Annotated in this window: 20 protein-coding genes; 14 read left to right on the forward strand and 6 right to left on the reverse strand. The window is 71.9% G+C overall.

The window, feature by feature from the left end:
- Positions 1-266: 266 nt before the first annotated feature.
- The 3 genes from ACZ7MG_RS01650 to ACZ7MG_RS01660 all read left to right on the forward strand — a co-directional run bounded on the left by ACZ7MG_RS01650 (position 267) and on the right by ACZ7MG_RS01660 (position 2,524).
- Complete coding sequence (locus ACZ7MG_RS01650; protein WP_471946113.1) at positions 267-1,523, forward strand: hypothetical protein; 1,257 nt, start codon at positions 267-269, stop codon at positions 1,521-1,523.
- A 112-nt stretch (positions 1,524-1,635) separates the two neighbouring features.
- Complete coding sequence (locus ACZ7MG_RS01655) at positions 1,636-2,085, forward strand: SHOCT domain-containing protein (RefSeq protein WP_471386019.1); 450 nt, start codon at positions 1,636-1,638, stop codon at positions 2,083-2,085.
- A 4-nt stretch (positions 2,086-2,089) separates the two neighbouring features.
- Complete coding sequence (locus ACZ7MG_RS01660; RefSeq protein ID WP_471386017.1) at positions 2,090-2,524, forward strand: DUF7144 family membrane protein; 435 nt, start codon at positions 2,090-2,092, stop codon at positions 2,522-2,524.
- Here ACZ7MG_RS01660 and ACZ7MG_RS01665 read toward each other — a convergent pair.
- Both ACZ7MG_RS01665 and ACZ7MG_RS01670 read right to left on the reverse strand, forming a co-directional pair.
- Positions 2,490-3,167 carry a hypothetical protein gene (locus ACZ7MG_RS01665; protein WP_471386015.1) on the reverse strand — a complete coding sequence of 226 codons (678 nt, stop codon included), beginning with the start codon at positions 3,165-3,167 and terminating at the stop codon, positions 2,490-2,492. The genes ACZ7MG_RS01660 and ACZ7MG_RS01665 overlap by 35 nt on opposite strands.
- A 9-nt stretch (positions 3,168-3,176) precedes the next feature.
- Positions 3,177-3,752 (reverse strand): TerD family protein, encoded by a 576-nt coding sequence (locus tag ACZ7MG_RS01670; protein WP_471386014.1) that lies wholly within the window; start codon positions 3,750-3,752, stop codon positions 3,177-3,179.
- A gap of 164 nt (positions 3,753-3,916) precedes the next feature.
- Between ACZ7MG_RS01670 and ACZ7MG_RS01675 the strand changes: the two genes are divergently transcribed.
- From ACZ7MG_RS01675 to ACZ7MG_RS01685, 3 genes are all read left to right on the forward strand, one after another.
- On the forward strand, positions 3,917-4,303 hold the full coding sequence (locus ACZ7MG_RS01675) for a BlaI/MecI/CopY family transcriptional regulator (RefSeq protein WP_471386012.1): 387 nt from the start codon (positions 3,917-3,919) through the stop codon (positions 4,301-4,303).
- 6 nt (positions 4,304-4,309) lie between these two features.
- Positions 4,310-5,254 carry a M56 family metallopeptidase gene (locus tag ACZ7MG_RS01680; protein WP_471386010.1) on the forward strand — a complete coding sequence of 315 codons (945 nt, stop codon included), beginning with the start codon at positions 4,310-4,312 and terminating at the stop codon, positions 5,252-5,254.
- A gap of 175 nt (positions 5,255-5,429) precedes the next feature.
- A complete protein-coding gene (locus tag ACZ7MG_RS01685) occupies positions 5,430-6,815 on the forward strand; it encodes an LCP family protein (RefSeq protein WP_471386008.1) in 1,386 nt (461 codons plus the stop codon).
- Positions 6,816-6,879: 64 nt separating this feature from the next.
- Here ACZ7MG_RS01685 and ACZ7MG_RS01690 read toward each other — a convergent pair whose 3' ends face one another.
- Both ACZ7MG_RS01690 and ACZ7MG_RS01695 read right to left on the reverse strand, forming a co-directional pair.
- Entirely contained in the window at positions 6,880-7,878 is a 999-nt protein-coding gene (locus tag ACZ7MG_RS01690) for a sporulation protein (protein ID WP_471386006.1), read from the reverse strand.
- 157 nt (positions 7,879-8,035) lie between these two features.
- Complete coding sequence (locus ACZ7MG_RS01695; protein ID WP_471386004.1) at positions 8,036-8,899, reverse strand: DUF4394 domain-containing protein; 864 nt, start codon at positions 8,897-8,899, stop codon at positions 8,036-8,038.
- A gap of 324 nt (positions 8,900-9,223) precedes the next feature.
- Between ACZ7MG_RS01695 and ACZ7MG_RS01700 the strand changes: the two genes are divergently transcribed.
- The 3 genes from ACZ7MG_RS01700 to ACZ7MG_RS01710 all read left to right on the forward strand — a co-directional run bounded on the left by ACZ7MG_RS01700 (position 9,224) and on the right by ACZ7MG_RS01710 (position 12,773).
- Positions 9,224-10,498, forward strand: coding sequence for a PucR family transcriptional regulator (locus ACZ7MG_RS01700; RefSeq protein ID WP_471386003.1), 1,275 nt, complete (start codon positions 9,224-9,226; stop codon positions 10,496-10,498).
- Positions 10,499-10,547: 49 nt separating this feature from the next.
- Positions 10,548-11,186 (forward strand): phosphoribosylanthranilate isomerase, encoded by a 639-nt coding sequence (locus ACZ7MG_RS01705; RefSeq protein ID WP_471386468.1) that lies wholly within the window; start codon positions 10,548-10,550, stop codon positions 11,184-11,186.
- 162 nt (positions 11,187-11,348) lie between these two features.
- A complete protein-coding gene (locus ACZ7MG_RS01710; RefSeq protein ID WP_471386001.1) occupies positions 11,349-12,773 on the forward strand; it encodes a cytochrome P450 family protein in 1,425 nt (474 codons plus the stop codon).
- A 14-nt stretch (positions 12,774-12,787) separates the two neighbouring features.
- On the opposite strand, the gene ACZ7MG_RS01715 is transcribed toward ACZ7MG_RS01710, so the two are convergent.
- Both ACZ7MG_RS01715 and ACZ7MG_RS01720 read right to left on the reverse strand, forming a co-directional pair.
- The gene (locus ACZ7MG_RS01715; RefSeq protein ID WP_471385999.1) at positions 12,788-13,693 is read right to left on the reverse strand and encodes an amidohydrolase family protein; all 906 of its coding nucleotides are present in this window, start codon (positions 13,691-13,693) and stop codon (positions 12,788-12,790) included.
- On the reverse strand, positions 13,690-15,237 hold the full coding sequence (locus ACZ7MG_RS01720) for an aromatic amino acid lyase (protein ID WP_471385997.1): 1,548 nt from the start codon (positions 15,235-15,237) through the stop codon (positions 13,690-13,692). Before ACZ7MG_RS01720 ends, ACZ7MG_RS01715 begins: the two co-directional genes overlap by 4 nt.
- A gap of 197 nt (positions 15,238-15,434) precedes the next feature.
- Between ACZ7MG_RS01720 and ACZ7MG_RS01725 the strand changes: the two genes are divergently transcribed.
- From ACZ7MG_RS01725 to ACZ7MG_RS01745, 5 genes are all read left to right on the forward strand, one after another.
- On the forward strand, positions 15,435-16,556 hold the full coding sequence (locus ACZ7MG_RS01725; protein ID WP_471385995.1) for an ABC transporter ATP-binding protein: 1,122 nt from the start codon (positions 15,435-15,437) through the stop codon (positions 16,554-16,556).
- Entirely contained in the window at positions 16,553-17,218 is a 666-nt protein-coding gene (locus ACZ7MG_RS01730; RefSeq protein WP_471385993.1) for an ABC transporter permease, read from the forward strand. Before ACZ7MG_RS01725 ends, ACZ7MG_RS01730 begins: the two co-directional genes overlap by 4 nt.
- Positions 17,215-17,904 (forward strand): ABC transporter permease, encoded by a 690-nt coding sequence (locus ACZ7MG_RS01735; RefSeq protein WP_471385991.1) that lies wholly within the window; start codon positions 17,215-17,217, stop codon positions 17,902-17,904. Before ACZ7MG_RS01730 ends, ACZ7MG_RS01735 begins: the two co-directional genes overlap by 4 nt.
- A gap of 29 nt (positions 17,905-17,933) precedes the next feature.
- A complete protein-coding gene (locus ACZ7MG_RS01740; RefSeq protein WP_471386466.1) occupies positions 17,934-18,857 on the forward strand; it encodes an ABC transporter substrate-binding protein in 924 nt (307 codons plus the stop codon).
- Between the two features lie 140 nt (positions 18,858-18,997).
- Complete coding sequence (locus ACZ7MG_RS01745) at positions 18,998-19,846, forward strand: MurR/RpiR family transcriptional regulator (RefSeq protein WP_471385989.1); 849 nt, start codon at positions 18,998-19,000, stop codon at positions 19,844-19,846.
- Positions 19,847-19,869 lie beyond the last annotated feature (23 nt).

The following is a 19,869-nucleotide window of genomic DNA, read 5'->3' on the forward strand; positions in this document are numbered from 1 at the left end:
GCTCGCCGGACTCCGATGAGGGCCTGCCGTACTCCGGCGCGGGTCCACGCAGCCCCGACTCGGGCCCGTCCGAACCCGTATCAGGCCCGCCGAACCCCGACGCGGGCCCGCCCGAACCCGGCCCGGGACCGGCCCACCCCCGCTCAGGCCCGCCGGACCCCACCTCACCCCCACCCCACCCCGGCGCCGGTCGAGCAAGCGACCAGGGCCCGGCGGCAGCCGCGTCGCATGCGCTCAGCGCTGAGGAGCGGGCTGAGTACGAGCGGTTGCGGCGGCACGCGGGGGTGCGGCATCGGCGGCTGCGTAAGGCGGGGGCCGCAGTTCTGCTGGTGGTGACGCTGCTGCTCGCGCCCCTCGCGGTCGTCGCTGCCTGGGTGCAGGAGACGGTCGCCGACACCGACCGGTACGTCGAGACGGTGGCCCCGCTGGCCTCCGACCCGGCCGTCCAGCAGGTCGTGATCAACCGGCTGACCGACGAGGTCGTCAAGAACGTGGACGTCAAGGCGGTGACGGACGCCCTCACCAAGGTGCTCGCGGACAACGGTGCTCCGCCGGCCGTCGTGGCGGGCGCGGGGGCCCTCGACGGCCCGCTGCGCTCCGTGGTCCGGACGGTGGTGGACCGTACCGTCACCCGGGTCGTCACCAGCGAGGTGTTCCGGCAGACCTGGGAGGGCGCGAACGAACGGGCGCACGCCGCGGTGGTGCACATGCTCACCGGTGAGCGGGAGGGCGCCCTGCGCGCCACCGGCGACACCATTCAGCTCGACCTCGGCACCGTCGTCGACGAGGTACGGGAACGCCTCGTCGACGCGGGCTTCGACAAGGCCGCCGCCATTCCCGACACCGACCGGACGGTCACCGTGTTCCACACCGACGAACTGGGCAAGGCCCAGGACGCCATGCGGCTCCTGAACATCCTCGGCGTCTGGCTGCCCGTGATCACCCTCGTGCTCGCCGCCCTCGCCGTGTGGACCGCGCCGGGGCACCGGGTGATGCTGCTCATCACGTCCCTCGGCATCAGCGTGATGATGGCCCTGTTGCTCGTCGCGCTGGCCGTCGTCCGCCGCGTCTACCTGGACGCCGTACCGGCCGCGACACTGCCGCCGGACGCCGCCGGGGCGATCTTCGACACCTTCCTGCGCTTCCTGCGCGACAGCACCCGCACCCTCCTCGTCGTCTTCCTGGCCACGGCCCTCGCCGCCTATCTGTACGGCCCCGGTCGGGCGGCCCGCTGGGTGCGGCGCCTGGCCCGGCGCGGCACCACGGCGGCCGGGCGGGCGCTGCGGAGCGCCGGGTTGTCCACCGGACGGGCCGGCCGCCTGCCGGCGGCGCACCCCCGGTGGACCAACGGCATCGTCCTCGGGGCGGGCGCCCTGGCGCTCATCCTGTGGAACCACCCCACGGTCGGTGTGGTCGCCCTCGTCGCCGTCCTGGTCGTCGTCGTCCTCGCGCTCGTGGCCGTGACCGCCGCCGCGGCGGAACCCGCCCCGGAGGAGGGGTCCGGTCTCACCCGCCCGGGGTGAGGCACCGGCACCTGGCCGTGCGCAGGCTGGGAACGGCGCCGGTCACGGCGCCATGGGCGCGCCGAGGACGGCAGGACGCCTGCCGGGCGAACGTCCGGAACGGAGGAGAGACATGAGTGGTCAGACGTACCTCGCGTACGACTACCCGCTGCTGAGCGTCTTCTGGTCGATGCTCTTGCTGTTCCTGTGGATCATGTGGTTCGTGCTGCTCTTCCGGGTCGTGGTCGACATCTTCCGCGACGACGACATGAGCGGCTGGGCCAAGGCGGGCTGGCTGGTCTTCACGATCCTGCTGCCGTTCCTGGGCGTGTTCGTCTACGTGATCGCCCGAGGCAAGAACATGGGCCGCCGCGAGGTGGCGCAGGCACGGGCCCAGCAGGCCCAGTTCGACGACTACATCCGGCAGACGGCCAAGGGCGGCGGCGGACAGCCCAGCAGCGTCGACGAACTCGCCAAGCTGTCCGAGATCCGCTCGCGCGGCGACATCTCCGACGACGAGTTCCGCCGCGCCAAGGAACTCGTCCTCAGCGGCCACGGAACGCACCACACCGAATCGAGGTAGCGGTATGACAGCCACACACAGCGGGCATGTGCGTTCGACCAAGCACGCGCATCCCGTCGCCGAGGGGCTGACGGTCTTCGCGGCCATCATGCTCATGATCGCGGGCATCCTCGCCGTCTGCCGGGGCATCATGGCGATCGCCGAGGACGAGGTCTTCGTCAGCACCCGCGACTACGTCTTCCAGTTCGACCTCACCGGCTGGGGCTGGGTCCATCTCATCCTCGGAGCCGTGGCCGTCCTCGTCAGCCTGGGGCTGTTCCAGGCGTCGCTGTGGGCGCGGGTGGCCGGCGTCGCCATCGCCGGCCTGATCATCATCGCCAACTTCCTGTCCCTGCCGTACTACCCCGTCTGGTCCATCGTGATGATCGCCTTCTCGGCCTTCATCATCTGGGCCCTGTGCGTGGTCAAGCGGGACGGTTCCGGGGACTCGGTCCGCTGAGGGACGGGTCCTCGTGGAGGCAGCGGCGCAGATGGGGGAGCATGCCCCGCTGCAACAGCGCCTGCCGCCACACGAGTCGGGCCTGTTCCGGTCCGCCGGGACGCTCCGGCCCGCCGTGTCCGCGCAGCGCCGTACGGAGCAGCGCGGCGAACGCCGGCAGGGCGCTCACGGCCGCGAAGAAGGTGAGCGTCCAGCCGGCGGCGATCAGCGAACCGGGCAACGTGCCCCGCACACCGGCCAGTCGGAGGAGAAGGCCGAGCACGAACACGGCGGCGGCGGAGGACGCGGCCAGGGACGGCGTGAGCACCGCCACGAGCGGCAGCAACTCGGCGTCGGTGGCCCGGCGCGACGCCCGTCCCCCGTCGTCCTCGGCCACCGGCACGTCCCGCTCCCCGCCGGTGTGCGCGGCCCCGACGGCGGACGCGAGCGCGGCGCGATACGCGCCGTACTCGCGGTCCGCCGCCGCCAGGATGGTGTCCGCGTCCGCCGCCACCCGGAACCGCAGCCGCCGTACGGCCAGACCGCCGGCGTCGGCGCGCAGGGCGTCCCGGATGTCCGGGGTGTCCAACGCCTGCCGCAGTACGGCCTCGAAGTCGGCCCGGTCCTCGGGGCGCGGGCCGGTCGGGCGAGACCGCCCCTTCACCCCGCCTCCTCAGACGTTGACGCCGAAGTCGGCGGCGATCCCGGCCAGCCCGGAGGCGTAACCCTGCCCGACGGCACGGAACTTCCACTCGGCGCCGTTGCGGTACAGCTCGCCGAAGACCATCGCCGTCTCCGTGGAGGCGTCCTCGGACAGGTCGTAGCGGGCGATCTCGGTGCCGCCGGCCTGGTTGACGACGCGGATGAAGGCGTTGCGGACCTGGCCGAAGCTCTGGCCCCGGCTCGCGGCGTCGTGGATCGAGACCGGGAAGACGATCCGGTCGACCTCGGCGGGCACGGCCGCCAGGTTCACCTTGACCGACTCGTCGTCGCCCTCGCCCTCGCCGGTGAGGTTGTCGCCGGTGTGCTCGACCGAACCGTCCGGGCTGGTCAGGTTGTTGTAGAAGACGAAGTGCCGGTCCGACAGGACCTTCCCGGCGGTGTCGAGCAGCAGCGCCGAGGCATCGAGGTCGTAGTCGGTGCCGGTGGTCGTCCGTACGTCCCAGCCCAGTCCGATCAGGACGGCCGTCAGACCCGGTGCCGCCTTGCTGAGCGAGACGTTGCCGCCCTTGGACAGGGAAACTCCCACGGCGTACTCCTTCTTGACGTTGTAGGTGTGGTTCTCGGTGTCGTGGATTCCTGAGAAATCTACAGCACTGTAGAAGATGAGGAGGGTTCTTCGGCAACTCTCCTTCTACAATTCTGTAGATCACGAGGACAGTGACGGGTGACGGTGACGGAAGGGGACGGGGCGTGACGGACCGGCAGCGCTCCCGGCGGCGGGGCCAAGGTGAGTTGGAGGCCCTCGTCCTGTCCGCGCTGCGCGAGGCGGACGGCCCCGAGAGCGCGGGGTGGGTGCAGGAACGCCTCGGCGGGGACCTCGCCTATACGACGGTGATCACCATCCTGACCCGGCTGCTGGCCAAGGGCGCGGTGAGCCGGGAGCGTTCCGGCCGCTCCTTCGTGTGGACCCCGGCCTCGGACCAGGCGGGCCTGGCCGCGCACCGGATGCGCCGCGTCCTCGACGGCGAGAGCGACCGTGAGGCGGTGCTGGCCAGCTTCGTCACCTCCCTGGAGCCGGACGACGAACGGCTGTTGCGCGAGCTGCTGGGGCGGGCGAGGGGCGAAGGGGACGACTGAAGCCTCATGGGGGTGTTCGTCTTTCTGCCGCTGGTCCTGCCGCTCACCGCGTGGCCCATCGCACGCCTCGCCGAGCAACGGCTGCATCCACGCACCGCCACCCGGCTGCTGACCGGTGTCGCCGTGGTGATGGCGGTGTGCAGCACGGTCTGCCTCGGCCTGTTGATGGTGGTCGGCACGGCCCAACTGCCCGGCAATCCGCTGCCCGACGGCTGGTCCGACCCCGAGGTGCGCGCGGCCGTCCCGTACGACGAGGTCGCCGGACGCCTCGCCATCCCGGCGCTGCTCGCCGTGCTGCTCGCCTGCGGCCGGACCCTGCGGCGGCACGGCCGGGTACGCCGCCGCGCCCACCGGGCCCTGGCCGGGCTGCCCGGCACCGAGGTGGCCGTCCTGCCCGACGAGGCGCCGTACGCGTACGCGCTGCCCGGCGGCCGGCGTGACCGGATCGTGGTGAGCACGGCTCTGCTGGCCTGTCTGGAACCGGCCGAGCGGCGGGCGCTGTTCGCCCATGAGCGGGCCCATCTCGCCGCCCGACACCACCGGTTGCTGCTGGCCGTCCGACTGGCCGCGCGCGCCAACCCGTTCCTGCGGCCCCTGGGCACGGCCGTGGCGTACACGGCGGAGCGGTGGGCGGACGAGGACGCGGCGCACACGGTCGGCAGCCGCCGGGTGGTGGCGCGCGCGATCGGCAAGGCGGCGCTGGTGTCCGCCGGTTCACCGGAGGCGACGCTCGCCGGGTTCGCCGCGACCCGGCCCGCTGTGGGCCCGGTGCCCCGCCGGGTGGCGGCCCTGCTCGGTCCGGCGCCCGCGGTGCGCAGCTGGCCCTCGGTGTTCACCACGGTGGGACTGGCCACGTGGGGAGCGGCCGTCGGCGCGGCCCTCTCGGCGATGTCGTCGGCGAACTCGGCCGTGACGATGGCCCTCATTCTGTACGCTGCGACGCCTCTGTGACGTTCGCTCACGAGGGGCGTGAACGACGTCGTGAACACGGGGCGTGGTGAGACGTGTACGGCACCGAACCGTATATCTACATGCATGTAGAGTCCTGCGGGTTCGGTGATCACGAGCACCGGACGTCCAGGGGGCAGTCGACCGGCCGGGTGCGGCCGAGGCGGGGGCAGGGCCGGTGAGCGGTACGGGACGGCGGCGCGCGGGCGCCGGAGGCGGGGGCACGCGGCTGACACGGCGGGGCCGGACGGTGAGCTGGCTCGCCGGGACCACGGCCGTGCTCGTCCTCGGGGTCGGCGGTGTCGGTGCCTGGGTCTACCAGGACCTGAACAACAACATCAAGGGCGCCGACGTCGACGGCAAACTCGGCGGGGACCGCCCGGTCAACCTCAGCCCGGGGTCGAAGAACATCATGGTCGTCGGCTCGGACAGCCGGGACGGGGCCAACGCCAAGTACGGCAAGGACCTGACCACCATGCAGTCGGACACGCTGATGGTGCTGCACATCCCCGCGAACCGGGAGTGGGCCACGGTCGTGTCGTTCCCGCGCGACTCCTGGGTGGAGATATCCGCCTGCGAGAAGGGCGACGGCACCACGTCCGGCCCACATCTGGCGAAGATCAACGAGGCGTTCGCGATCGGCGGTTCGACCGGCGAGGTCGCCGGGGCCGCCGCCTGCTCGATCCGGACGGTCGAGGCCAACACCGGGCTGCGCATCGACAGCTTCATGTCCGTCGACTTCCAGGGATTCAAGGGCATGGTCGACGCCCTGGAGGGCATCGAGGTCTGCCCCGAGCAGGCCATCAAGGACGACAACGCCCACCTCGACATCGAAGCCGGATGCCAGACCGTCCAGGGCGAGCAGGCCCTCGGCTACGTACGGACCCGCTACGCGGTGGGCGACGGCTCCGACATCGGACGCATCGGCCGCCAGCAGGAGTTCATGGAGGCCCTGGCCGCCAAGGCCAAGTCCAAGCTGACCAGCCCCACGTCGCTCTACGACTTCCTGCAGTCCGCCACCAAGTCCCTGACCACGGACGAGGATCTCGCCGGGATCGACCCGCTGTACGACCTCGCCTCCGAGCTGAAGGGCATCCCGAGCGACCGGCTGACCTTCCTCACCGTCCCCAACTACCCGCGTGAGGCCGACGTCCCCACCGACAAGGCCAACATCGTCTGGCAGTACCCGCAGGCCGCCGATCTGTTCACCTCGCTGGCCGGCGACAAGGAGGTGGACAAGAAGAAGCTCCAGGCGCGGGCCAAGAAGGACCTGATCTACGCGTCCACCGTGCGCGTCCAGGTCCTCAACGGCACCGGGGTCACCGGGCGCGCCGCCGCCGTCGCCGAGAAGCTGCGCGAGGCCGGCTTCACGGTCGTCGGCACGGGCAACGCGCCCGAGACCACCGACACCACCACGGTCTCCTACCCGGACGACCTCACCCAGCACGCCAAGGTCCTCGCCTCACGGCTGCCCGACGCCAAGGCCGCGCGGTCCGCGGACGCCGCCGCGGGGGTGGTGACCCTGGTCGTCGGATCGGACCTCGACCTGGAGAAGATGCGCTGACCCGGCGGGCCGCTCCCGGCCCGCCGGACCGTACGTCGGCCCTCCCTTGCGGCTCCTCCGCCGTCTACTCCTCCTCGGCCTCCTCCTCCTCCGCCTCCTCTTCCTCCTCCTCGCCCTCGAAGAAGTCCCCGACCTCGTCCACGACTTCGGCGGCGACCATGCCGCCGACCACCCCCACGGCGAGCCCGGCCGCGCCCGCGGCGACGGCGGTGCCGATGCCGGGGCCGGAGCGGTGGCCGTCGTCGCCGTGCGAACCCTGGTGGGCGTAGAGGGAGTTGGCCGCGTACGCGGAGCGGTGCTCGGCCAACTGCCGGATCCAGCCGTCGACCAGGGCGTTCCAGTCCTGGTGGGCGACCTCGTCGTGGGAGACGGTGAAGCGGGTGAGGGCGTCGTGGCCCTCGGTGTACGCGCCGCCGCGCTTGTCGGCCTCCAGAACGACCTCCACGCCGCCGGGACCGGCGAGGAAGGTCAGCTCGATCTCGTTGATCCGGTCGGCGTATTGGGGGGCGGGGGTCAGCTCGATCTCCTGGTAGAAGGGGAGTCGCTGACCGGTGCCGTGGATCCGCCCGTGTTCGAGGTCGGCGGACCGGAAGCCGAAGCCGAGTTGGCCGAAGGCTTCGAGGATCGCCTCCTGCACGGGCAGCGGGGTGACGTTCAACTGGTCGAGGTCGCCCTTGTCCCGGGCGTCGGCCACGGCCAGTTCGGTGCGGACGCCGAGCACGATGCCGAGCGCCTGGCCGTACAGCTCGGTGATCGGGGTCTCCCACGGCAGGGCGAGGGTGAACGGGACCTCGTGCGCCTCGCCCGCCGCCAGCCGGAAGCCGCCGCCGACGGTGGTCCGGTCGAAGACGGCCACGCCCTCGCTCTCGCCCTCCTCGTGCTCGGCCTCGACCCGCGCCACCAGCTCCAGGGTGAGGTGCTCGATCTCGAAGTCGGCGTCACCGCCCTTGAGATGGACCCGGCCGCTCAGCGTGGCGCCGGGGCGGACCGCGCCGGGGTCGAGCACCGTGTCGACCGTGGGGCCGCCCACACCGAGCGAACCGAGCAGTCGTTTGAACACCATCGTGGCGTCCACTCCTTAACGTGCGTACGTACGAAGGCTGTTGAGAGCCATGTCCCTCTACAGACGTGTAGAAGCATAGGGGAGGTACGTACGCCGACTCGCCGCGGTCCGGAGAGGTCCGGGCCGCGGCGAGGGTGGAGCGGTGGGGCGGTGGTGGTCAGCTGCCGGTGAGGGAGACGGCCAGATCCGTGATGTTCAGGGGGAACTTGGACTTGGCGGCGTCGTTCACGAGGGTGGCCTGCCCGGTGAAGACGTTGACCGTGTAGAGGGAGGGCGTGCTCGCGCCGTAGGCGGTGAGGGTGGCGAAGGCGGTGTTGTCGACCGTCTTGCCGCCGCTCAGGGTGGAGTAGATGTCCATGCCGGCGTTGATCTGGGCGTCGAGGCCGAGGTTGCCGGTCGGGGCGAGGGTGCCGTTGTTCGCCGGGGACTGGATGACGACCTGGTCCGTGGTCGTGTTGATGTCGAACAGCGTGGTCGCGGTGGTCCCGTCGAGGTCGTTGTTGGTGTAGGCGGCGGCGGAGACGCCCTTGGTGGTGCCCTCGATCGGCGGGGTGGTGAGGTTCAGGTCCTGGATGGTCGTGTGGTCGTTCAGGTTGTGCCGCAGGTTCTGGCCGTTGTCGCTGATCACACGCAGTCGGTCGGCCGCCGGGTTGAAGTCGACGCCGAAGTTCGTGCCGACCAGCGCGTACTGCAGCTGGGACACCTTGGAGACCACGACGTCCTGGCTGCCCGTCGGGATCGTGATCGTGTAGATGCCGCCCTTGTTGCCGACGCCGTACAGCACGCCGTTCTGCACCCGGAAGTCGATGCCGATCAGGCCCGTGTCACCGCTGAGACCGGTGACGGCCCTGACCCAGTTGAGCACGTCCGCCCGGTCGGTCCAGAACGCGGCCATCAGGGTGCCGTCGCCGGTGATCCCGTAGGCGCGCAGGCTGGGAGCGGCGGCGGGGGCGGCCGACGAGGTGCCCGGGGTGCCGAGCATGAGCGCCGTCGAGGTGACGACTACCGCCGTCGCCGCCATGATTCTCTTTCGTACGCCTGCTTTCATCGGAGTTTCCCTCCCGTATGGGCGTGCGCCATTGCGTGGCGCCTGGCCGAGGAATTGCGTACCTGTGCCCGTACTGATTTCGCGTGTTCCCCCACGGGCGTGTACGGCGGTTCTCATTAAGGCCGCTTTACGACTCCTCCACAAGCGGAACAGGTGACGGGAACGCCCCGATCCGGGAATTTTGCGCATGGTGACAAAAACCCTGTCGGCCCGCTTGCCGCCGATTTATGCGAAGTGATGAACGCCGTCCGGATCTCGTCTGTCGGCCCGTTCGTCCGGAATGACATGCTCGCGTCCATGGGGAGCCTCTTCGCCGAACTGGCCCGTCAGGCGTCGACCAACGCCCGCCGGGAGGTCGAGACCTACACGCGCGAGATACCGGAGTTCGGGTTCCTGGACAAGGATGTGCGGGCCCGTGCCCAGACACTGGAGCACGCAGTGTGGCTCCGGCATCGGACAGTCGAACTCTCGCCGGACAACAGCGAGTTGACCGAAGATGATCTCGGCTACATCGGGTCCATGGGGGAGCTGCGGGCCGCCGCCGGGATGTCGCTCGACGCACGGCAGGGGGTGCTGCGCGTGCACACCGCGCTCATGCTGCGCGAGATCAACGAGGCGACCGACGCGCAGCGCGGCGGCGGTGTCGACGAACTGATGCGGATGATGACCTGGTTCGCCCCGCAGGGTGAGCGGGGGATCGGCGCCTACCGGCAGGGATTCGTCCGTGTGCTGCGCCGCCGAATGCCGTACACCGAGCAGGTCGCGCTGCTGGCCCGGTCAATGCTGAAGGGTGATCCGATATCCGCGGAACTCGCCGCCGCGGTCGACATGGAACTGCCGGAGCACTGCGCGGTGACGGTGTTCCGGCTGCCGGAACCGCCCGCCGTCGACCGATTCCTGGAAAACGAGATCGAGACACTGGTGAAGGCCCACCAGACGCCGGTCATGTGGGGCCCGGAGGACGCCGAAGGGGGCGCGGAACTGATCGCCCTGGTGCCGCTGCTTCCCGGCGCCACGACAGCGGAGAACGCGCCGCCGCACACCGCTCCGCCACACACCGCGCCGCCGCACACCGCCCCCGACCTCCTGCCCGACCTCGTTCCCGGCCATCTCCCGGATCTCGTACGGGACTTCGCCCGCGCCCTCGGCCGGCCCTGTGCCGTGGGCACCGCCACCGCGCCGCTGCCGGAGCTGGCCGAGGCGCTGGACCGGGCCCGGCGGATCGGCCGGGCGGCCCCGCTGCGCCGGGCCTCCGGCCGGCTGCGACCGCATGCCCTGGCCGACGTCTTCGTGGAACTCGCGGTCGCGGACGTGCCGTTCGTCGACGCATGGCTGCGTTCGCTGGCCCGCGCGCTGGACTCCGGCCCGGACCTACTGCTCACCCTCGACGCCTACTACCGCCACGACATGCAGCGCGGCCCCACGGCCACCGCCCTCAACGTCCACACCCGCACCCTCGACTACCGGCTGCGCCGCGTCCGCGAACTCACCGGCATCGACCCCGGCTCCACCCAGGGCGTCCGCACCCTCACCGCGGTCGTCACCCGCCATCTGTCGGGAGCGTGGCAGTGACCGGGGCCGGGGCCGGGGCCGGGTGGTCGCTGTCCCCGTCGCGGCGCCGATGCGGCAGGCTGGGGGTGTGAGCAACTCCAGTGAGTCCCTCTTCATCAAGATCTGCGGTCTGAAGACCGAGCAGGACGTCGACACGGCGGTCGAGGCGGGGGCCGATGCCATCGGCTTCGTCTTCTCGGCCAGTCCGCGGCGGATCGACGCCGCCCTCGCCGCCCGGCTGGGCCGTCGGGTGCCGGAGCATGTGCTGACGGTCGGGGTGTTCCGCGAGGAACCCCTGGACGACGTACGGGCCGCGGCCGCCGCGTCGGGGATCCGGGCGATCCAGCTGCACGGCCCCGACGACCGCGCCTACTACGACGAGCTGGCGGCCGACGGCCGGACCCTGATCCGCGCCGCCGCCTTCGGCGACTCGGTGCCCCGCTGCGGCGAGTTCGGCGAGGACATGCTGCTCCTCGACGCACCCGTCCCCGGCTCGGGCATCGCCTGGGACTGGGCGAGCAAGCCGCTGGCCGCCTCCGGGGAGAAGTGGCTCCTCGCGGGCGGCCTCACCCCGGAGAACGTACGGGACGCCGTCGCCGCCACCCAGCCCTGGGGCGTGGACGTCTCCAGCGGCGTGGAACAGCGCCGGGGCGTCAAGGACCCCGGTCTGATCAGGGAGTTCGTCAAGGCGGCCCGCGCCGGGAGGTGACGCCCGGCCCGCCCGCAGCCCGGCGCGCGGCTGTGCGTCACCCGGCCGGAGCTGTGCGTGGTGATGCCCGGCGTTCCCCCGTAAGTGACTCTGGGGTAGGGTCCCCACGGTTCCGGCTACCGGCTGAAGGTGCGCCGGTACGGGGAGTGTCGGAGGGGCGGCATGGTGAGGGAAACCCAGTCGGGTGAGGGTGTGTCCGTGGAGCTGGACGGCGCGGGGTTGGAGGAGTTGTCTCCCGAACCGCTGCTGACCCGGGACTACGAGACGCGCCCCTCGCTGGTGTACGAGCGGCTGCGGCAGCGCCACGGCGCGGTGGCCCCGGTCGACCTGCTGGGCGTCCCCGCCTGGCTGGTGCTGGGCTACCGCGAGTCGCTCCAGGTGCTCCAGGACGACGCGGGCTGGCCCAAGGGCCTGGAGAACTGGCGGGCCCGCACCGAGGGCAGGGTCCCGGCCGACTGGCCGCTCGGGCCCTCCCTGGAGGTCAACCACGTACTGATCCAGGGCGGCCCCGGCTACCCGTCGCTGCGGTCGGCGTGGGACCAGGCGCTCAAGCCGTTCCAGGACCCGCGCAACCCGCAGGCCAAGCGGCTCAAGACGGCCGTCACCGCCTACGCCGACGAACTGATCACCCTGATGGGACAGGCGGGCGGCACCGGGCTGGCGGACGTGTCCGCGCAGTTCTCCCGCCCCCTGCCGCTGATGGTGGCCAGCCATCTGCTGGGCTTCCCCGGCTCCCAGGGCGACGACGCCCTGATGGACATGTGGCGGGTCCTGGACGCGGGGCCCGACGCGGGGCCCGCCCTCGACCGGCTGCTCGGCGCGCTCACGGAACTGGGAGAGCTGAAGCTGAAGACACCGGGCGAGGACTTCCCCTCCTATCTGCTGGCGGCCCACCCCGACCTGTCGCTCGACGCGCTGGCCCGCGAGCTGTTCATGCTGCTCGGCATGACCTCCGACCACGTCGGCATCCTCATCTCCAACACGGTCGTCGAGGTCCTGTCGGGCGAGGACAGCGTGCGGGCCAGCCTCTCCGCCGGCATGGTCCGGGAGGCCATGAACCGGGTCGTCATGCGCAAGCCGCCGCTGGTGAACTTCGTCCCGAGGTTCGCCGCGAAGGACACCCCGCTCGGCGCCTACACGATCCGCGAGGGCGACCCGGTCTGGGTCTCCGCCGCCGCCGCGCACGCCGACCCGCTCTTCGCCGACCACGTGGCCGTCGGCACCACGGTCAGCACCCGGGCCCATCTGTCCTGGGGCGCGGGCCCGCGCCAGTGCCCGGCCCGTGAACTCGCCTCGACGGTCGCGGCCGTCGGAGTGGGCCGGCTGTTCGAGCGGTTCGCCCACCTCGACCTCGCCCTCCCCGTCGACCAACTGCCCTGGCGCTCCTCGCCGTTCATGCGCGGACTGCGCTCGCTGCCCGTCCGCTACGAACTCGCGCCGGGCGCCGAACCACCGCCGCCGGACCCGGCGGGCGCGACCGACGCGGGGGCCACGGACGAGGCGGGGGCGGTGACACCGGACGTGTCCGCCCGGCAGCGCTCCTCGCTGTGGCGCTACCTCACGGGACTGATCCGCTCCGGCCGCTGACGCCCCCTCCGCCCTCAGCGGTCCGTGCCGGTGAGCAGCCGTCGTGGGTTGGCGATGCGGAAGGCGTACGCCGCCGCCCCGCCCAGGCCGAAGCCGGGCCGCTGCGGGGGTTCGGCGTAGGGGCGGTCGGAGCCCTGGACGACCGAGTCCACGCCGAGGGCGCGGACCACGGCCTCGACGGCCGTGGGGCCGTAGGAGGACGTCTCCACGAAGACGCCCGGGTCCACCGCGGCGTGGTCGCCGCCGCCGCGGGCGGCGAACCGCTCCCCGTGCAGCGGGGCGAGTCCGGCGAGCAGGGCGAAGCAGACCCGCAGCCGGGGGTGGCGGGGGCGGCCGAAGGCGCGGAAGGCGAACCAGGCGGAGTGCATCTGCTGGACGTAGGGGACCATCGCGGGCCACCAGCCGGGCCCCTCGGCTCCGCCCGGCGCGGGCCCCGGGTGCACGAACAGCGGCAGGTCCCGCTCTTCGAGGAGGTCCAGGAGCGGGGCGCAGCGGTCGTAACCGGCCGCGTCGGTGAGGGCGTCCGCCGGGAGCTGGAGGCCGACGAAGCCCTGGTCGAGGTCCTCGGCGGTCGCCTTGGCGTCGACGTCCCGGACACAGGCGGCGGCCCAGGCACCGAACGGTTCGGGGAGCGCGGCCGCGCCCTCGTGGTAGGCGTCGAGCAGGGGGCGGGCCTCGGTCGCGGGCAGCCACTCCACCCCGATCGGGGAGGAGAGCGAGACGAGGGCCCGGCCGAGGCCGTCGGCGCCGGCGAGTTCCGTACGGCGGGCGATGTCGTGGTCGGCGGGCGGCAGCTCGAACGGCGGCTCGCCGTCGAGGTACAGGGTCCAGCCGTCCAGGAACGGTGGTTCGCGGCGTGAGCGCAATGCCGTCACCAGCGAAGGGGTCCACAGATGCTGGTGCACGTCGCAGTTGGTCATGACGCTCCTCCCACGAAGGCCGACGCTTCCCCGGTCAGGGCGCGCAGAGTGCTCCGGACGCCGTCCGACTCCAGGATGTCGCGGCGCACCCGCTCCACGTCCACCCCGCACGGCCGGTCGTCGTCCAGGCGGGGAACAACTTCCCTGATCGCACGCCGCAGGAACTCCGGCCCGCCCCCCAATGCGGCCGGTGCCGCCAGATCCACCGCCTGCGCGGCGACCACGGCCTCCACGGCGAGCAGCTGCCGCAGCCGGGTCAGCAGCGTCGTCAGCCGCCGGGCGCCCAGAGAGGCGTTGGTCGAGTCGTCCTCCACGGCCGCCGCGCCGTGCCGGGGGTCGGTGGAGACCGGGACGGACAGCATGCGGATCTCGGCGGTCAGCGCCTGCGCCGTCTTGGTCAGCGGCGCGAAACCCGAGCGCTCCGGACCGTACGGCGACAGGTTCGCCGGCAGTCCGCTGACGGCGGGGTCGAGCAGCCGGTTCGTGCGCTCGGCGGAGACCGACGCGGTCTGGGTCAGTGCCAGCGCGAGGGTGTCGAGGGCGAGCGCCAGGGCCGGGGTGTGGAAGTTGCCGGAGGAGAGGATCTCACCGCCGTCGGCCAGCACCACCGGGTTGTCGCCGCAGCCGTTCAGCTCGGGGTCCAGCGCGGCGGTGGCGAAGTCCAGCGCCGCGTACGCGGCGCCGTGCACCTGGGCCGTGCACCGGAGGCTGACCGGGTCCTGGACGCGGCGCGCGTGGCCCGGACCGGTCAGTTCACCGCCCGCCAGCAGGGCGAGCAGGCCGGCCGCCGCACGGGACTGACCGGGGGCCGGGCGCAGCGCCAGCACCCGTGCGTCGAGCGGGCTGGTGTTCGCCCGGAACCCCTCGTACGTGAGGGCTGTGACCGCCTGCGCCAGCGCGAGGACGGCGGCCGTCTCGTGCAGGACGAGCGCGCCCTGCCCGGCCGCCAGCGGGCTCGCCCCGCACAGCACATGCCCGTCCCTGGGCCCCAGTTCGACCGGGGCGAGCCCGGCCCGCCGCAGGGCCGTGGCGCCGTCGAGGACCTCGCCGCCGTACTCGGCCTCGCCCTCCCCGATGACGACCAGCCCCACATGGGCCAGCTGGCACAGATCGGAGGCCCCGATCGACCCGACCTCCGGGATCACCGGGTGCACCCGTGCGTTCAGCAGGTCCACCAGCAGCCGCGGCACCTCCGCTCGTACGCCGCTGCCGCCGCCCGCGATGCCGTTGACCCGGGCGAGGAGCGCGGCGCGGACGACGGGCACCGGCAGCGGGTCGCCGACCGCGTGGGCCCGTCCGCGGACCGTGCGCACGCTGAAGGCCTCCAGCTCCTCGCGCGGCAGCGCGTACGACGAGCGGGCGCCGAGGCCCGTCGTCAGGCCGTACGTCGGCACCCGGCGGTCGACGACGTCCTCGACCACGGCCCGGTCGCGGGCCAGCCGGGGGAGCACCTCGTCGGCGAGGGCGACCGGGGCGCCGTACCGGGCGACGGCCACCACCTCGTCGTACGTCAGCGTCCGCCCGTCGACGACGACCTCTCGCATGCGATGTCTCCCTCCGTCGTCCACCCGCGCCCGAGCCGCCCCATTATGAAAGAGGACATGGAGTGGATAAATGTGCAATCCGGGCATTTCTGGCGCGACTTGGTGTGAACGTAACGTGCCGTTCACGGAATTCCATTGACTGTCATTCACTCACCGACGACCCTGAATGGCCATATGCAGTCGGGTAAGGGGCAGTCTTGATCAGATTCGACGCGGTGAGAAAAAGTTATCCCAACGGCACGACAGCGGTGGACAACCTGTCGCTGGAGCTGGCCGAGGGTGGCATCACGGTCCTGGTCGGTCCTTCCGGCTGCGGCAAGACCACCACCCTGCGCATGATCAACCGCATGGTGGAGCCGACCTCCGGCACCGTCAGCCTGCGCGGCCGGGACATCCGGGAGGTCAACGCGCCCGAGCTGCGCCGCGGCATCGGCTATGTGATCCAGCACGCGGGACTCTTCCCGCACCGCACCATCCTGGACAACATAGCCACCGTTCCGCTGCTGCTGGGCTGGGGCAAGAAGAAGGCGCGGGCCCGGGCGGCGGAACTGCTCGAACTGGTGGGCCTGCCCGCCGAGATGGCCAAGCGCTACCCGAACCAGCTCTCCGGCGGGCAGCAGCAGCGGGTCGGGGTGGCGAGGGCGCTGGGCGCCGACCCGCCGGTGCTGTTGATGGACGAGCCGTTCAGCGCGGTCGACCCGATCGTGCGGGCGGAACTGCAGGACGAGTTCATCCGGCTGCAGAAGGAACTGCACAAGACGATCGTGTTCGTCACCCATGACATCGACGAGGCGATCAAACTCGGCGACAACATCGCCGTGTTCCGGACCGGCGGCAGGCTCGCCCAGTTCGACACGCCCGAGCGGCTGCTCGCCGGACCCGCCGACGACTTCGTGGCCGACTTCGTGGGACACGACCGGGGCATCCGCCGGCTCTCCTTCGTCGACGCGGCCGAACTCCCGCTGCGGGACGGCCCGGTGCTACCGGCCACGTCCGCCGTCACCGAGGCACGGGCGGTCGACGCGCCCTGGGTGCTCGTGGTCGACGCGGCCCGACGGCCGCTCGGCTGGGTCGCCACCGCCGGACTCCCGGACGGCGGCACCCTCGCGGACGTGCCCCTGACCCCCCTCGGCCACACCTTCAGCCTGGTCGGCGACTCCGCACGCGCCGCCCTCGACTCGGCCCTGCTGTCCCCCGCCCGCCTCGCCGTCGCCGTCGACGCGCAGGGCGCGGTCGCCGGAGTCGCCGACGCGCACGAGCTGTCCACGGCCGTGGACAAGGTGGCCGCCGTCGAGACCCCGGGCGGCGGTGAACGATGAGCGACGACGAACCGCTGATCCGGTGGCAGTGGATAGCCGATCACACGGCCGAACTCGCCGAGTACACCGGCATCCATCTCCGACTCGGTCTGCTGCCGGTGCTGTTCGGCCTGATCATCTCCGTACCGCTCGGCATCCTCTGCCACCGCTGGCGCTGGCTCTACCCGCCCGTGCTGACCGTGTCGAACATCCTGTACTCGATCCCGTCGCTCGCCCTGTTCATGATCTTCGTCCGCTACACCGGACTGACCGAACAGACGGTGATGATCCCGCTGACCCTCTACACCCTCTCGGTGCTGGTGCCCAACGTCGTCGACGGTCTCGCCTCGGTCCCCGAACCGGTCCGGCTCGCGGCCACCGCGATGGGTTTCGGCGCCGTACGCCGCGTCGTGCAGGTCGAGCTGCCGATCGCCGTCCCCGTCGTCATCGCCGGCGTACGCGTCGCCGCCGTGTCGTCCATCAGCCTCGTCGCCGTGGGACAGCTGATCGGGCAGGGCGGCCTCGGCTACTACATCACCCGCGGCCTCCAACTCGACTTCCCCACCCCGATCTTCACCGCGATCGTCCTGATCATGCTGCTCGCGCTCACCACCGACGCGTTGCTGGTCCTGGCGCAGCGGCTGCTCACCCCGTGGTCCCGGAACAAGGTGAGATCGGCATGAACGACTTCCTGAACCAGATGCGGCTCGTGGGCGACTGGCTGACCGCCTCGGCACAGTGGCACGGGGACGAGGGCATCCCGAGCCGGCTGGTGGAGCATCTCACCTACAGTGGACTGTCGTTGCTGTTCGCGGCCCTGATCGGGCTGGCGTTCGGGCTGCTCGTGGGGCACACCGGCCGGGGCGCGTTCGCCGTGGCCAGCGTGGCGAACCTCGCCCGCGCGATCCCCACCTTCGGCCTGGTCGTCCTCGTCGTCACCCTCGCCGGGCTCAGCACCGCGCCCGTCCTGGTGGCCCTGGTCGCGCTCGCGGTACCGCCGATCCTCATCAACACCTTCGAGGGCGTACGGGGCGTGGACCCCGCCACCCGGGACGCGGCGCGTGGCGTCGGCATGACCGAGTGGGAGGTCCTGATCCGGGTCGAGGTGCCGATGGCGCTGCCGCTGATCCTCCTGGGGCTGCGGGTCGCCGCGATCCAGGTCGTGGCCACCGCGACCGTCGCCGCCTACCCCGGTCTCGGCGGCCTCGGCCGCTACATCGTCGACGGACTCTCCCGCAACGACTACGAGTTGGTCATCGGCGGCTCCACGGTCGTCGTCGCCCTCGCCCTCGTCGTCCAGCTCGTGTTCACCGCGCTGCGCCGCGTCGTCGTCTCGCCGGGCCTCAGGGTCTCGGCGTCGAAGTCCTGACATCAGAGAGGAACCATTCCATGCGAGGCATGTACCGAGGCGCCGCGTTCGGCCTCATCACCGCGCTCACGCTGACCGCCTGCGGCGGTGGCGGTGACAGCGACGACAACCCGCTGACCGGCGGCGGCGACAGCGGCGGCGGCAAGAACATCGTCGTCGGCTCCGCGAACTTCCCCGAGAACCAGCTGCTCGCCGAGATCTACTCGCAGGCCCTGGAGAGCAAGGGCCTGAAGGTGACCCGGAAGTTCGACATCGGGGCCCGCGAGGTCTACTACGACCAGGTCGTCAAGGGCGGCATCGGCGTCTTCCCCGAGTACAACGGCGCCCTGCTGTCGGTGGCGGTCGACAAGAACAGCACCGCGACCAGCACCGCGGACATCAACGCCGAACTGAAGGAGAAGCTCCCCTCCTCGGTGGAGATCCTCGACTCCGCCGCGGCCGAGGACAAGGACTCGGTGACGGTCACCTCCGAGATCGCCGCCAAGTACAACCTCAAGACCCTCGCCGACCTCAAGCCGGTCGCGGGCGACCTGACGCTCGGCGCCGGGTCGGAGTTCAAGACCCGTACCCAGGGCGGCGTCGGACTGGAGAAGGTCTACGGCGTCAAGTTCGGCAAGTTCCAGCCGCTCGACGCGGGCGCCCAGACCACCCTGGTGAAGCTGCTCAAGGACGACAAGGTGCAGGCCGCCAACCTGTACACCACCGACCCCGCCATCGTCGCGGACAAGCTGGTGGTCCTGGAGGACCCGAAGAACCTGTTCTCCTCGCAGAACGTCACGCCCCTCGTCTACAAGGACGCGGTGAACGACAAGGCGAAGGAGGCGCTCAACGCCGTCTCCGCCAAGCTCACCACCGAGGACCTGCTGGAGATGATGAAGAAGCTCGTCAACGACAAGGAGGACGCCGACATCGTCGCCAAGGACTGGCTGTCGTCGGCCGGCCTCGTGAGCTGACCCGCCAGGGCCCCACGGCCCACGGCCCGCGGGCCACGCCATCACCGTCCGCCCCCGCTCCTGCCCGGCACCGCGCACCGAACACGCGCACCGCCGGGCGGGGGGAGGGGACCGAGCACGACGACCGGCTGGGGGACCAGATGACGGACGCCGTCGGCGCCGCCGCACGGCTGCAGCAGCTCTTCGAGGGGCGCCGGCTCACCCCGACCCAGCGCCGTATCGCGCACTGCCTGGTACGGCAGGCCGCGGACGTGCCCTATCTGTCGAGCGTGGAACTGGCCCGGCTGGCCGGGGTCAGCCAGCCGTCCGTGACCCGCTTCGCGGTCGCCCTCGGCTTCGACGGCTATCCGGCCCTGCGCGACCGGCTGCGCGCGGTCGCACCCACCGGGCACGAGCACGGCACCGGCGGCCGGCCGGCCAACCCGTACCAGCGGGCCGTGCGGGCCGAGATCGAGCATCTGACGCAGCTGGCGTCCCTGCTGACGAACCCCGAACCCGTCGAACGCGCGGGCCGGCTGCTCGCCGCCTCCCGGCCGCTGCCGGTGCTCGGGCTGCGCGCCTCCGCCGCCCCGGCCCGCGGCTTCGCCTACTTCGCGGCGAAGGTCCACAGCGACGTACGGCTGCTCGACGAGGGCGGCTCCCTGCTCGCCGACCGCATCGACAGCGCCCGGCACGCCGGTGCGAGCGCGCTGCTGTGCTTCGCGCTGCCCCGTCATCCACGCGAACTCCTCGACGCGCTCGCCCACGCCCGCTCCGCCGGACTCACGGTGGTGACCGTCGCCGACGGCACCTTCGCCCCGGTCGCCGCCCACAGCGATCTGCTGCTGCCCGCCGCCGTGGGCACCGACCTGGTCTTCGACACCGTCAGCGCCCCCATGCTGCTGGGGCAGGTGCTGCTGGAGGCGATGTGCGACGCCCTCCCGGACGCCCAGGCCCGTCTGGAGGAGTTCGACGCGCGGGCCGCCGCGCGCGGGCTGTTCGTCGACTGATCGTCGCCTGACGGCCCCGGCCG

This window comes from Streptomyces sp. NPDC107538, from assembly GCF_055657445.1.

Bases quoted from the DNA above. Each gene is read 5' to 3' on its own strand.
- ACZ7MG_RS01655 (WP_471386019.1), top strand. From the start codon at position 1,636: ATGAGTGGTCAGACGTACCTCGCGTACGACTACCCGCTGCTGAGCGTC.
- ACZ7MG_RS01660 (WP_471386017.1), top strand. From the start codon at position 2,090: ATGACAGCCACACACAGCGGGCATGTGCGTTCGACCAAGCACGCGCAT.
- ACZ7MG_RS01680 (WP_471386010.1), top strand. From the start codon at position 4,310: ATGGGGGTGTTCGTCTTTCTGCCGCTGGTCCTGCCGCTCACCGCGTGG.
- ACZ7MG_RS01690 (WP_471386006.1), bottom strand. From the start codon at position 7,878: ATGGTGTTCAAACGACTGCTCGGTTCGCTCGGTGTGGGCGGCCCCACG.
- ACZ7MG_RS01695 (WP_471386004.1), bottom strand. From the start codon at position 8,899: ATGGCGGCGACGGCGGTAGTCGTCACCTCGACGGCGCTCATGCTCGGC.
- ACZ7MG_RS01700 (WP_471386003.1), top strand. From the start codon at position 9,224: ATGGGGAGCCTCTTCGCCGAACTGGCCCGTCAGGCGTCGACCAACGCC.
- ACZ7MG_RS01705 (WP_471386468.1), top strand. From the start codon at position 10,548: ATGCGGCAGGCTGGGGGTGTGAGCAACTCCAGTGAGTCCCTCTTCATC.
- ACZ7MG_RS01710 (WP_471386001.1), top strand. From the start codon at position 11,349: ATGGTGAGGGAAACCCAGTCGGGTGAGGGTGTGTCCGTGGAGCTGGAC.
- ACZ7MG_RS01715 (WP_471385999.1), bottom strand. From the start codon at position 13,693: ATGACCAACTGCGACGTGCACCAGCATCTGTGGACCCCTTCGCTGGTG.
- ACZ7MG_RS01720 (WP_471385997.1), bottom strand. From the start codon at position 15,237: ATGCGAGAGGTCGTCGTCGACGGGCGGACGCTGACGTACGACGAGGTG.
- ACZ7MG_RS01730 (WP_471385993.1), top strand. From the start codon at position 16,553: ATGAGCGACGACGAACCGCTGATCCGGTGGCAGTGGATAGCCGATCAC.
- ACZ7MG_RS01735 (WP_471385991.1), top strand. From the start codon at position 17,215: ATGAACGACTTCCTGAACCAGATGCGGCTCGTGGGCGACTGGCTGACC.
- ACZ7MG_RS01740 (WP_471386466.1), top strand. From the start codon at position 17,934: ATGTACCGAGGCGCCGCGTTCGGCCTCATCACCGCGCTCACGCTGACC.
- ACZ7MG_RS01745 (WP_471385989.1), top strand. From the start codon at position 18,998: ATGACGGACGCCGTCGGCGCCGCCGCACGGCTGCAGCAGCTCTTCGAG.